12 protein-coding genes are annotated in these 12627 nt (G+C 63.4%); 2 read left to right on the forward strand and 10 right to left on the reverse strand.

Annotated features, from left to right (window positions below):
* Positions 1 to 32 precede the first annotated feature (32 nt).
* Genes ABDB87_RS15350 through ABDB87_RS15370 form a run of 5 tightly spaced genes read right to left on the reverse strand, consistent with a single transcriptional unit; the run spans position 33 to position 5535 of the window.
* Complete coding sequence (locus ABDB87_RS15350; protein ID WP_345928639.1) at positions 33 to 464, reverse strand: FKBP-type peptidyl-prolyl cis-trans isomerase; 432 nt, start codon at positions 462 to 464, stop codon at positions 33 to 35.
* Entirely contained in the window at positions 461 to 967 is a 507-nt protein-coding gene (lspA, locus tag ABDB87_RS15355) for a signal peptidase II (protein WP_345928641.1), read from the reverse strand. The genes ABDB87_RS15350 and lspA overlap by 4 nt, the downstream gene beginning before the upstream one ends.
* Complete coding sequence (gene ileS / locus ABDB87_RS15360; RefSeq protein WP_345928643.1) at positions 964 to 3756, reverse strand: isoleucine--tRNA ligase; 2793 nt, start codon at positions 3754 to 3756, stop codon at positions 964 to 966. Before ileS ends, lspA begins: the two co-directional genes overlap by 4 nt.
* Positions 3749 to 4708, reverse strand: a complete 960-nt coding sequence (locus ABDB87_RS15365; RefSeq protein WP_345928645.1) for a bifunctional riboflavin kinase/FAD synthetase — start codon at positions 4706 to 4708, stop codon at positions 3749 to 3751. The genes ileS and ABDB87_RS15365 overlap by 8 nt, the downstream gene beginning before the upstream one ends.
* Before the next feature lie 59 nt (positions 4709 to 4767).
* On the reverse strand, positions 4768 to 5535 hold the full coding sequence (locus tag ABDB87_RS15370) for a ParA family protein (RefSeq protein WP_345928647.1): 768 nt from the start codon (positions 5533 to 5535) through the stop codon (positions 4768 to 4770).
* A 131-nt stretch (positions 5536 to 5666) separates the two neighbouring features.
* Between ABDB87_RS15370 and ABDB87_RS15375 the strand changes: the two genes are divergently transcribed.
* Complete coding sequence (locus tag ABDB87_RS15375; RefSeq protein WP_345928649.1) at positions 5667 to 6116, forward strand: hypothetical protein; 450 nt, start codon at positions 5667 to 5669, stop codon at positions 6114 to 6116.
* A 48-nt stretch (positions 6117 to 6164) separates the two neighbouring features.
* Here the strand turns inward: ABDB87_RS15375 and ABDB87_RS15380 are convergent, their stop codons facing one another.
* The 5 genes from ABDB87_RS15380 to apbC all read right to left on the reverse strand — a co-directional run bounded on the left by ABDB87_RS15380 (position 6165) and on the right by apbC (position 11998).
* Positions 6165 to 8414 carry an Orn/Lys/Arg family decarboxylase gene (locus tag ABDB87_RS15380; RefSeq protein WP_345928651.1) on the reverse strand — a complete coding sequence of 750 codons (2250 nt, stop codon included), beginning with the start codon at positions 8412 to 8414 and terminating at the stop codon, positions 6165 to 6167.
* Between the two features lie 155 nt (positions 8415 to 8569).
* Positions 8570 to 9139: a dCTP deaminase gene (dcd, locus tag ABDB87_RS15385; protein ID WP_345928652.1), complete on the reverse strand. Its 570-nt coding sequence runs from the start codon at positions 9137 to 9139 to the stop codon at positions 8570 to 8572.
* 129 nt (positions 9140 to 9268) lie between these two features.
* Complete coding sequence (locus ABDB87_RS15390; RefSeq protein WP_345928654.1) at positions 9269 to 10387, reverse strand: hypothetical protein; 1119 nt, start codon at positions 10385 to 10387, stop codon at positions 9269 to 9271.
* Between the two features lie 154 nt (positions 10388 to 10541).
* Positions 10542 to 10907, reverse strand: coding sequence for a c-type cytochrome (locus ABDB87_RS15395; RefSeq protein ID WP_345928656.1), 366 nt, complete (start codon positions 10905 to 10907; stop codon positions 10542 to 10544).
* Positions 10907 to 11998 (reverse strand): iron-sulfur cluster carrier protein ApbC, encoded by a 1092-nt coding sequence (gene apbC / locus ABDB87_RS15400; protein WP_345928658.1) that lies wholly within the window; start codon positions 11996 to 11998, stop codon positions 10907 to 10909. Before apbC ends, ABDB87_RS15395 begins: the two co-directional genes overlap by 1 nt.
* A gap of 158 nt (positions 11999 to 12156) precedes the next feature.
* On the opposite strand from apbC, the gene ABDB87_RS15405 reads away from it, so the two are divergent.
* The gene (locus ABDB87_RS15405; RefSeq protein ID WP_345928660.1) at positions 12157 to 12573 is read left to right on the forward strand and encodes a GNAT family acetyltransferase; all 417 of its coding nucleotides are present in this window, start codon (positions 12157 to 12159) and stop codon (positions 12571 to 12573) included.
* Positions 12574 to 12627: the final 54 nt, after the last annotated feature.

The following is a 12627-nucleotide window of genomic DNA, read 5'->3' on the forward strand; positions in this document are numbered from 1 at the left end:
GAAAGGGGCTGAAGGGCTTTCCGGCCCGTCAATCAGATCACGCCGACAACCTGTACATCCACGCGCACGGAGCGGCCGGCCAGCGGATGGTTGAAGTCGACCAGGGCGTAGCTGTCGGTGAGTTCCCGCACGAGCCCGGGGTAGCTGCTGCCGTCCGGCGCGGGGAAGGCATAGACCGTGTCGGCCTGGATGTTCATTTCGGCCGGGATGTGTTCGCGCGCCACGCGCTCGACCAGTTCGCGGCGATAGGCCCCGAAGGCTTCGCCGGACTGCAGGTCGAAGCTCTGCTGAACGCCTTCCTGCAGTCCGAGCATGCGCTGCTCGATGGATGCCATCAGTTCGCCTGCGCCGAACTTGAGGGTCAGCGGCGTTGCTTCGAAAGTGGAGTGCATCACCGTGGACGTCTCGGCGTCCGCTATGCGGATGTTGAGGGTCACAAGGCTGTCGGGCTGGATGGTTTTCATTGGGGCTTGCCTGCTTTCTGTTCAGCGTTCTGTTTCGCTTCGCGACTCTCGAGCATCTGGGCGGTGATCATCAGGATCACGCCGAGGCAGATCGCCGAATCCGCCAGGTTGAAGGCGGGCCAGTGATGGCCGGCCAGGTGGAAGTCCAGAAAATCCACCACCTTGCCCCAGACCAGCCGATCGACGACATTGCCGATCGCGCCCCCGACGACCAGGGCGAAGGCCGCGGGTTGCAGACGCTCGCTGCGGTGAATCCAGATCAGGCGCAACAGCCAGGCCGAGATGACCGCCGCCAGAATCACGAAGAACCAGCGTTGCCAGCCGGCATGGTTCGCCAGAAAGCTGAAAGCCGCACCGGGGTTGTAGACCAGCACCAGATTGAAAAAATCCGTGACCGGCCGCGATTCCCATTCAGCGAAATACTGCAAAACGGTGAGCTTGCTCCACTGGTCCAGCCCGATCACGCCGAGTGCGAGCAGCACCCAGCCTGCAAAGCGCTTCATGCGTGGCTCCGTGCTTCACCCGCGCCGTGCAGGTTGTCATCGCACCGGCCGCACAGCTCTGGATGCTCGGGATTGCGACCCACATCGGCGCGGTAGTGCCAGCAGCGGCCGCACTTCTGGTGGGACGACGGGGTGACGATGATTTTCTCGTCGGCTTCCGAGGCCACTTCCGCCACGCTGGCGCTTGAGGTGATGAACACGAAGCGCAGGTCATCCCCGAGCGCGGCGAGCGCGGCGAATTTTTCGCCGGCCGCATGCACGGTGATTTCTGCCTGCAGCGAAGCGCCGACCTGGCCGGCGGTGCGTACGGCTTCGATTTCCTTCATGACCTCTGCACGCACGGCGCGTATCGTCGTCCAGCGGCTTGCCAGGGCTTCGTCGGCAGGCATCTCCGGCAGCGTGTGGAAGCTGTGCAGCATCACCGAGTCTTCCGCGTCGCCGCTCATCACCGCCCAGGCTTCCTCTGCCGTGAAGGAAAGGATCGGTGCCATCAGGCGCACGAGCGTCTGGGTGATGTGCCACAGCGCGGTCTGCGCCGAGCGGCGTGCAACCGAACCGGTGGCGCTGGTGTAGAGGCGGTCCTTGAGGATGTCGAGGTAGAAACTGCCCAGATCATCCGAGCAGAAGAGTTGCAGCGCCTGCACCACGCGGTGGAACTCGTACTTCGCGTAGTCGGCTTCCGCAGCCTCGGCCAGGCTCTTCGTCAGCGCCAGCGCGTAGCGGTCGATTTCGAAGAGCTGCTCGGCAGCCACCGCATCCGTTTCGAACTTGAAGTCGGCGGTGTTGGCGAGCAGGAAACGCAGGGTGTTGCGCACGCGGCGATAGGTTTCCACCACGCGGTCGAGGATTTCCTTGCCGATCGAGACTTCACCCGAGTAATCGGTGGAGGCAGCCCACAGGCGCAGGATTTCAGCACCCATCTTGTCGGTCACTTCCTGCGGCACCACGGTGTTGCCGAGCGATTTGCTCATCTTGCGGCCCTGCGCATCGACCACGAAGCCGTGGGTCAGCAGCGCCTTGTAAGGCGCGCGGCCATCGATGGTGCAGCCGGTCAGCAAGGAGGAGTGGAACCAGCCACGGTGCTGGTCCGAGCCTTCCAGATACAGGTCGGCCGGGAAGGCATGCTGTGCCTTGTGCGAGCCGCGCATGACATGGGCATGGGTAGTGCCGGAGTCGAACCACACGTCGAGTGTGTCGGTGACCTTGTCATAGTGCGCTGCTTCCGCGCCGAGCAGGTCGGTGGCGTCCAGCTTGAACCAGGCTTCGATGCCTTCGGTTTCGACGCGTTGGGCCACGATCTCCATGAGCTCGACGGTACGCGGATGCAGCTCCCCGGTTTCCTTGTGCAGGAAGAAGGGAATCGGCACGCCCCAGTTGCGCTGACGCGAGATGCACCAGTCCGGCCGGCCGGCGATCATCGCGTGCAGGCGCGGCTTGCCCCAGGCAGGGAAGAAGGCGGTGTCTTCCACGGCCTGCAGCGCGCGCTCACGCAGGGAGGTCGTGCCGTCCGGCTTGTGGTCCATGCCCACGAACCACTGCGCGGTGGCACGGTAGATCACCGGCGTCTTGTGGCGCCAGCAGTGCATGTAGCTGTGCGAGATGGTTTCGTGGCGCAGCAGGGCGCCGACTTCTTCAAGCTTGGCAACAATGTTCGGGTTGGCCTTCCAGATGAACTGGCCGCCGAAGAATTCGAGGCTCGGCACATACACGCCATTGCCCTGCACCGGGTTCAGGATCTCGTCAAAGCCACGGCCGTTCGCGCGCCAGACCTGGAAGTCTTCCGCGCCGTAGGCCGGGGCGCAATGCACGATGCCGGTGCCGGCGTCCACGCCGACATAATCCGCCAGATAGACCGGTGCCACGCGGTCGTAGAAGGGGTGGCGGAAAGTGATGCCGGCCAGGCGCGTGCCCTCGGCCTTGCCAATGATCTCGCCCTGCAGCTTGTAGCGCTTCAGGCAGCTTTCAACCAGCTCCTCCGCCAGCACCAGCAGGCGATCGCCCACGTCGACCAGCGCGTACTTGTGGTCCGGATGGATGTTCAGTGCCTGATTGGCGGGAATCGTCCACGGGGTGGTTGTCCAGATGACCACGGCGGCGGGCTTGGGCAGCGAATCCAGGCGGAACGCCACGGCGAGCTGATCCGGCACGGCACAGGTGAAGGCGACATCGATCGCGTCCGACTTCTTGTCTTCGTACTCGACCTCGGCTTCAGCCAGCGCCGAGCCGCAGTCGAAACACCAATTCACCGGCTTCAGCCCCTTGAAGACCCAGCCGTTCTTGACCATCGTCGCGAGCGCACGGATTTCACCGGCCTCGTTCGGGAAAGCCATGGTCTTGTAGGGATTGTCCCACTCGCCCAGCACGCCCAGGCGGATGAAGTCCTTCTTCTGGCCTTCGATCTGTTCGGCGGCGTAGGTGCGGCACAGCTCGCGCACCTTGTCGGCGAGCAGGTTCTTGCCGTGGGTGACTTCGATCTTGTGTTCGATCGGCAGGCCGTGGCAGTCCCAGCCCGGCACGTAGGGCGCGTCGAAGCCGGCCAGGGTCTTCGAGCGGATGATGATGTCCTTGAGGATCTTGTTCAGTGCGTGGCCGATGTGGATATTGCCGTTGGCATACGGCGGGCCGTCGTGCAACACGAAGCGGGGCCGGCCGGCGCTGGCCTTGCGGATCTTTTCGTAGAGCTTCTTCTGCTGCCATTGCTGCACCCAGCCCGGTTCGCGCTTGGGCAGATCGCCGCGCATCGGGAAGGGGGTGTCAGGCATGTTCAGGGTCTGCTTGTAATCAGCCATTTGTGTCTCGCAAGCTCAGATATTCCAGGTGCGTGGCGAACCACGCGCGTACATCATCACAATCCTTGCCGATCGCGGCCTTGAGGGCCTCGAGCGACTCGTATTTCTTTTCATCCCGCAGCTTGTGCCAGAAGCGGACCGACAGCTTCTCGCCATACAGGTCGCCCGAGAAATCGAGGATGAAAACCTCGACGCGCAGCGACAGGCCTGCCGCGATCGTGGGGCGATAGCCGATGCTGGCTGCACCCACCGCGTGGCGCAACGGCCCGCCATCGACGGTCACCGCAAAGATGCCCGACAGCGGCAAGGTCTCCTGGCGCATGCGGATGTTCGCCGTCGGGAAGCCGATCGTGCGCCCGATCTTGTCACCATGCTGAACCCAGCCTTCGACCACGAAGGGCTCGCCCAGAAGCCGCGTGGCGTGTTCGATTTCGCCAGCCTGCAGCGCGGCACGGACGGCGGAGCTCGACACGCGTTCGCCGGCCACCTCCTGGGTGCCCATTGCTTCGACCGTAAAGCCCGCAGCCTGACCGGCGGCCTGCAGCATGGTGAGATCGCCACCACGGCCGCGACCGAAGCGGAAGTCGTCACCGATGATCAGGTGTCGTGCCTGCAGGCCTTCAACGATGACCTGCTGGATGAAGTCCTGCGCATCGAGTGCGGCAAAGGCCCCGTCGAAGCGCTGCATGCAGATCTGGTCCACGCCGGCGGCCTGCAGGAGCGCCATCTTGCGCCACATGCTGCACAGCCGGGGCGGTGCGCTCTCCGGCGCGAAGAATTCGCGAGGGTGAGGCTCGAAACACAGCACGGTAGCCGGCAGGCCGAGTTCGGCAGCTTTCTCGCGTGTGCGCTCAAGCAACGCCTTGTGTCCAAGGTGCACACCATCGAAATTGCCGATGGTGAGGACGCATGGCTCACTGGTTCCTGCCCGGATGCCCCTGTAAATCCGCATGAAAGCTGCTGAAAAAAGGAGCAATTATAGCAGTCCGGAGACGGTCTCCGGCGCCTGATTCAGCGGGCGAGCCGCTCGTGCAATGCAATGAACTCGCGGGTGAGCTTGTGGCGGGGATCCATGTGGATCATCGGACGGGCGAGCTGGTGGCTCTCCCGGATGCGTACGGAGGACGACAGGTAGGTCGGCAGCAGGGGCAGGCCTTCGTCCAGCAGCTCCTGAACCAGCTGCCGGGGCAAGCTGGCGCGCGGCTGGAACTGATTCACTACGATGCCGTCGACCTGCAGCGCCTCGTTGTGATCGGCCCGGATCTCCTCGACGCTGTCGAGCAGCGCATACAGGGCGCGGCGCGAGAAATCGTCGCAGTCAAACGGGATCAGGCAGCCCTCGGCGGCGATCAGGGCGGAGAGCGTGTAGAAATTCAGCGCAGGCGGCGTATCGATGTAGATGCAGTCGAAGTCCGTGGCGAGCTCATCAAGTGCGTCACGCAGCTTGTAGATCTTGTGACGGGACTCGAGCTTGCTCATGAGCTCTTCCAGGCGGGGGGAGGAGGCCATGACCGAGAGCTTCTCGAACGGAGAGGGCAGGGCGTAGTCCAGCGCCGGACGCGACTCGAAGCGGATGGCCAGGGTCTGGTCGAACAGATCGGCGAGGTCCGGGCTGGCCGAGCCGGCTTCGGCGCCAAGCAGGTAGTGAGTGGAATTGCCCTGAGGGTCGAGATCGACCACCAGGGTGCGCAGCCCGGTCGAGGCGGCAATGGCGGCGAGATTGCAGGTGATGGTGGACTTGCCGACGCCACCTTTCTGGTTGAATACGACGCGCTTCATCTCGGGCCCCTGTCCAGGTTGATGCTGCACTGCACACATTCTGCCAAAAACCGCTCCGCTGCAGGAGCGGATTCTGCGGCATTAAGGGCGGGGCGTGCTCGGCTACAATCCTCGACTCAAAGGGGGAGAGGATGAAGAAAACAACCGGATGGGGTGTGGCGCTCATGGCATTGAGCATGGTGACACCGGCCAGTGCAGCGGAAATGATCAGTGTCGGGGGCGCGTCCTATCACTTCGAGCGGGACCTGGGCCACAATGAGTTCAACTACGGCCTGGGCTATGAGCGCGACTGGAGTGATGAATTGTCGTGGTCTGCCGGCGTGTACAAGAACAGCATCCGGCGGGCAACGTTCTACGGGCTTGCCAACTGGTATCCCTGGACCCTCGGCGCCGGTTTCAGGGCGGGCCTCTCTGGCGGCCTGATGACGGGCTATCACAAGTCGGCCGTCATCGGCACGCTGATGCCCACGCTGGAGTGGCGCGGGGAGCGACTGGCGACCCAGATCTACGTGGTGCCGACGATCAAGCCCTATGTCGACGGCGCGGTGGTCTTCCAGTTCAAGTACATCTTCAGTCGCTGAGCTGACGGAGACGAAAAAACGGGGCGCCGCGGCGCCCCGTCCTGTTTTTCAGACGGCGTCAGGTTTGACGCAGTCCACGCAGTACTGCAGTTTGCCGTCGCGCATTTCCTTGATGAGCCCGTGGCAGTCGCTCTCGAAGCCCGGGAAATGCTCGTTGAACTCGCGCACGAACTTCAGGTAGTCAACGATGGTCTTGTTGAAAACCTCGCCGGGGATCAGCAGCGGAATGCCGGGCGGGTAGGGCGTGACGAGCATGGCGGTAACGCGGCCTTCGAGATCGTCAATCGACACGCGCTCGATCTTGCGGTGAGCCATCATCGACCACGCATCGGTGGGGCGCATGGCCGGCACCATGTCCGAGAGATACATCTCGGTGGTCAGCCGCGCGACGTCCCGCGCCTTGTATACGTCATGGATCTGCTGACAGAGGTCACGCAGGCCCAGCTTCTCGTAGCGGTGGTTCTTCGCGATGAACTCCGGCATCACTCGCCAGAGCGGGCTGTTGCTGTCGTAGGCGTCCTTGAACTGCTGCAGTTCGGTCACCAGCGTGTTCCAGCGGCCCTTGGTGATGCCGATCGTGAACATGATGAAGAAGGAGTACAGCCCGCACTTCTCGACGATGATGCCGTGCTCGGCCAGGTACTTGGTCAGGATCGCGGCCGGGATGCCGGCGTCCGCAAAGCTGCCGTCTACATCCAGCCCCGGAGTGATGATCGTGGCCTTGATCGGGTCCAGCATGTTGAAGCCTTCGGCCAGATTGCCGAAGCCGTGCCAGCGGTCGTTGGCCTTGAGCATCCAGTCTTCGCGCTCGCCCATGCCTTCTTCGGCGAGGTAGTCCGGCCCCCAGACCTTGAACCACCAGTCGGTGCCCCACTCCTCGTCAACCTTGCGCATCGCACGGCGGAACTCCATTGCTTCGGCGATGGATTCCTCGACCAGCGCGGTGCCGCCGGGAGCGTCCATCATTGCGGCGGCAACGTCGCAGGACGCGATGATCGAATACTGCGGGCTCGTCGAGGTGTGCATCAGATAGGCCTCGTTGAAGAGGTCCTTGTCGAGGTGACGCGACTGCGAGTCCTGCACCAAGATCTGCGAAGCCTGCGAGAGGCCGGCGAGCAGCTTGTGGGTCGACTGGGTGGAGAACACCATCGACTCCTTGCAGCGCGGGCGATCCTCGCCGATCGCGTGGTAGTCGCCATAGAAATCGTGGAAAGCCGCGTGCGGCAGCCAGGCTTCGTCGAAGTGAAGCGTGTCGATCCTGCCGTCGAGCTCTTCCTTGATTTCTTCCACGTTGTAGAGCACGCCGTCATAAGTGCTCTGGGTGATGGTCAGCACGCGCGGCTTGGCGCTCTTGTCCAGCGCGAAGGGATTTCTCGCGATCTTCTTCTGGATGTTTTCCCACTTGAACTCGCTCTTCGGGATCGGCCCGATGATGCCGTAGTGGTTGCGCGTGGGCATCAGGAAGACCGGGATTGCGCCGGTCATGATGATGCTGTGCAGGATCGACTTGTGGCAGTTGCGGTCGACCACCACGATATCGCCCGGGGCCACTGTCGAGTTCCACACGATCTTGTTGGAAGTCGAGGTGCCGTTGGTGACGAAGAACAGGTGGTCGGCGTGGAAAATGCGCGCGGCATTGCGCTCTGAGGCCGCCACCGGGCCGGTGTGGTCGAGCAACTGGCCGAGTTCGTCGACGGCATTGCAGACGTCGGCGCGCAGCATGTTTTCGCCGAAGAACTGGTGGAACATCTGGCCCACCGGGCTTTTCAGGAATGCTACGCCGCCGGAGTGGCCCGGGCAGTGCCAGGAGTACGAGCCGTCCGCTGCATAGTGGGTCAGCGCGCGGAAGAAGGGCGGGGCCAGCGATTCGAGATAGGCCTTCGCTTCGCGCACGACATAGCGGGCGATGAACTCGGGCGTGTCCTCGAACATGTGGATGAAGCCGTGCAGCTCGCGCAGCACGTCGTTCGGGATGTGGCGTGAAGTGCGCGTCTCGCCATGCAGGAAGATGGGGATGTCTGCATTGCGGAAGCGGATCTCCTCGACGAAGGCACGCAGCTCGGCGATCGTTTCGTCGGCTTCATCCGAGGTGAACTCCTCGTCATCGATCGACAGGATGAACGCGGACGCCCGGCTCTGCTGCTGGGCAAAAGAGGAAAGGTCGCCGTAGCTGGTGACCCCGACAACCTCGGATCCCTCGGCCTCGATCGCCTTGGCGAGCGCGCGGATACCGAAGCCCGAGGTGTTTTCCGAGCGGAAGTCCTCGTCGATGATGATGATCGGAAAATGGAAGCGCATGGCATTTCCTGTCTGGCTGGATGCTGCCCGGCAGGCAGCTGCGGCCTGAAGTGTGTGGCCGCCGGGTTACGGAATGTAAAGCACCAAGTACAAGGGGCCGCCAAGCATCAGCTTGTTGCGGCCCCGATCAGGCGGAAAACGGTCGTCGATAGGCGTCAGATTTTCGGCAAGGTCACGCCTTCCTGTCCCTGGTACTTGCCTCCGCGGTCCTTGTAGGAGGTCTCGCAGACCTCGTCGGACTCGAAGAAAAGCACCTGGGCGCAGCCTTCACCCGCGTAGATCTTCGCGGGAAGGGGCGTGGTGTTGGAAAATTCGAGCGTCACATGACCTTCCCATTCCGGCTCGAAAGGCGTGACGTTCACGATGATGCCGCAGCGTGCATAGGTACTCTTGCCCAGGCACACGGTCAGCACGGAGCGCGGGATGCGGAAGTATTCCATCGTTCGCGCAAGCGCGAAGGAATTCGGCGGAATCACGCAGTAGCCCTTGCCGGAGACTTCGACAAAGGACTGCGGGTCGAAGTTCTTCGGGTCGACGATGGTCGAATTGATGTTCGTGAAGACGCGGAATTCATCGGCGCAGCGGATGTCGTAACCGTAGCTCGAGGTGCCGTATGACACGATCTTGTGGCCGTTCGCCTCGCGCACGAGCTCCGGTGCGAAAGGTTCGATCATGCCGTGCTGTTCCGCCATGCGGCGGATCCACTTGTCAGACTTGATGCTCACGGTCGGTTTGCGCTGTCGATGAATGCAAGAGCGCGAATTCTAAGGGCAAACCTTCGCGAAATGGGGGTTTTGGCTGCAAGCGGGCGACAGACTGTCGCATTCCTGATCTGGCGCCGGCCCGGCGAGCGTTCAGACGGTCCGGAGAACCGTGAAATCGAGGTGGTGCATCAGCTCCCGCAATACCAGCAGGCGCGCCGCAAACAGAGGGTCTTCAGGCAGCGGGTCCTGCGCCAGCGGACGCCCTTCGCTCAGCGCTGCGAGGCGGTTGAAGCAGGCTTCCACCGTTTCGCGGTCGATTTCCGGACCGCTTTGTCCGGCGAATGCGGCCAGCGCACCGGGCCAGCGGTCCGTCGTCTCCAGCGCGTAAGCCCTGACGTGCTTCCAGGCTGGCGTCAACGCGTCTTCCACGTCCTGGATGGCGTTCTCCAGTTCGACTGGAGTCGGCGGTGAGTGATGGAAATGCCTCTGTGCAATCAGGCGCGCGCCAGCGGCGAGCGCGAAGCTGCGCCCGTCCGCCGTCAGCTCCAGCGTTTCGTCACCCAGACTGAGCCGGACGGCTTCCGGATGCAGCAGGGCGTCCGCCCACTGAACGAAGTCTTCCAGCATCTCGCGGGTGATTTCATGTGCCGCGGGATAGCGCCGTGCGCGAGTGTGAATGGCGAGATCCTTCATCAGTGTTTCAGCGCGGTCGGCCCAGAACGAGGGCAAGGTCGCGTCACGGTCACCGTGGCCGATGAAGGCCTGCAGGTGGGTCAGCGCAGGCAGAGGTGCCGTCTGCGAGGCGATTTCGGGCAGGATGCGTCCTGACAGGATGCCGAAGCCTGCCACGCTCCAGGGCGACGTGAGGGCGATGCTGGCGCTCATGATCCCGCCCTGGCTGAAGCCGGCCACGAGCGTGTGGCCCGGCAGGGTTCCCGTGCTGGCCTGGAGTGACCCCAGCAGCGCGAGAAGCTGAAGGCGGGCGGACTCGGCCTGCTGCGGATTGATGCGCGGGCCTTCGGCACTGAACGCGACCTGGAACCACCCATGCTGACCCGGGCCCAGCGTCAGTGGTCCCCTTGGCAGCACCACCAGCAGATCTTCGGGAAGCGCCTGAGCGACGCCCATCAGATTTGCTTCATTGCCGCCCACGCCATGCAGCAGGACGACGATCCCTCGCGTCCTGCCCTCGCAGATCGGGCGGATGCGATAGTCGAGTCCGCTCGCGGTGTCGTGGAGCAGGGCGTCGGGGTGCGAAGGGCGGTTCATCAGCGCTGTCCTCCGTAAGACCGGGCGGCGCGGAGGGGGCTGAGCGTGAAGCGGCGGGGCATGGTTTTTCTCCAGTTCTGTCGAGGGAACTGTATTCCCGTAGAAACCGGAGATAAACCGCGAGCAGAGAGATAAATTGTTGCGCGAGGCGGGATTATCTGGGCTGTTTTTCCAGCCAGTCGATCAGCTCGCTGATCTGTGCGGGGTTCGGAGCGATGAGCAGACGCATCTTCGTGCCCGGGAGATCGGTTTTCGGGGCGGCCAGGTATTGCGCGAGCCGTTGCGGCGTCCAGGTCACACCCGAGCGTCGCATGGCGTCCGAGTAGTTGTAGCCCGGCACGCTGCCTGCCTGGCGACCGATGAGCCCGGCGAGGCTGGGGCCGCGCTTGTTTCGGCCGGTTTCCAGCGTGTGGCAGTCGCCGCACTGGTCCGCGAAAAGGGCCGCCGCATCGGGCGTTGAAGCAGGCGCGGGCAGCGGCAGCGCAAGCGCTGCCGCCAGCAGGGCAGATGCCAACCGCATCAGTCCTTGTTCACCACAATGGTCGGGAAGCGCAGACGCATGTCGCGCTGCTTCTCGGCAATGCTGACGGCTACCTTGCGCGCGATGCTGCGATAGGCCTCGGCAATGGCGCTCTCCGGCTCGGTGACTACGGTCGGCGCGCCGGCGTCGGTCTGGGTGCGGATCCGGATGTCCAGCGGCAGGCTGCCCAGATGCGGTACGCCGTATTCCGCGCACATCGCTTCGCCGCCACCAGCGCCGAAAATGTGCTCGGCATGGCCGCAGTTCGAGCAGATGTGGATGCTCATGTTTTCGACGATGCCAAGAATCGGAATGCCGACCTTCTCGAACATCTTGAGCCCCTTGCGGGCGTCGAGCAGGGCGATGTCCTGCGGCGTAGTGACGATCACCGAGCCAGTGACCGGCACGGTCTGGGCGAGCGTGAGCTGGATGTCGCCGGTGCCCGGGGGCATGTCGATCACGAGGTAATCGAGATCTTTCCAGTTGGTTTCGAAGAGCAGTTGGCGCAGTGCCTGGGTCACCATCGGGCCGCGCCACACCATCGGCTGCTCCGGGTCGATCAGGAAACCGATGGAGTTAGCCTGCAGACCGTGTGCTTCGAGCGGCATCATGGTTTTGCCGTCTTCCGATTGCGGCTGGGCATCCGAAATTCCCAGCATCTGGGGCTGGCTCGGGCCGTAGATGTCTGCATCGAGCAGGCCGACGCGTGCGCCTTCCTGGGCGAGGGCAAGGGCAAGGTTGACAGCGGTCGTGCTCTTGCCGACCCCCCCCTTGCCGGAGGACACGGCGATGATGTTCTTCACGCCGGGCAGCAGTTTCACATTGCCTTGCACGGCGTGCGCCACCACCCGGCTGCTGACGCTGGCGCTGGCGGTGTTCACTCCGGGCTGGGTGCGGGCTGCGGCTTCCAGCTGCTGCGCGATCGCGGTGAACTGGCTGGCCGCGGGGTAACCGAGTTCAGCCGTGATTTCTGCCTTGCCGTCGGCAAGGCGAACGGATTTGATGGTTTTGGCCGAGGCGTAGCTCTTGCCGGTGTTCGGGTCGATCAGCTCGCCGAGCACGGCGAGCAGGCTGGTTTCAGTGGTGCTCATGATGCGTTTTGCTCTGGAGGGTTTCGGGGGCGTGTCCAGCCGCAAGATTAACATTCGGCGCGCCGCTTGCCGCGCGGTGCGCGGGTTTGATGTGGCGGCTTGCCGGGTCGGGGCGGTCTCGGCTAGCGTTCGTCTTCCGGTTTTTCTCTTGATATTTCATGCAGATCAGATCCTATGAAGCGGCTGATGAAGCGGCCGTGATCGCCTTGTGGCACGCGTGTGGCCTGACCCGGCCCTGGAATGACCCGGCTCGCGACATTGCCCGCAAGCTCAGTGTTCAGCCCGAACTCTTCCTGGTTGGTGAGCTGGAAGGTGTCGTCATCGCGTCGGCCATGGCAGGGTATGACGGGCATCGCGGTTGGGTGAACTACCTCTGTGTGGCGCCGGATCAGCGCGGCAAGGGCCATGCGCGCGCCTTGATGACACGCATCGAGCAGGCAATGCTGGCGCTGGGTTGCCCCAAGCTGAACCTGCAGGTGCGGGCCGACAACACGGCCGCATTCGCGTTTTACGCGGCACTCGGTTACAGCCAGGATGCCGCGGTCTCGCTGGGCAAGCGCCTGATTCCGGATTGAGCAGGATGAAGGTCGGGCTGCGGCCTTCGGCTACAATCACGCCTTCGCATTCTT

The sequence above is a fragment of the Uliginosibacterium paludis genome, assembly GCF_039631355.1.
Classification (GTDB): Bacteria; Pseudomonadota; Gammaproteobacteria; order Burkholderiales; family Rhodocyclaceae; genus Uliginosibacterium; species Uliginosibacterium paludis.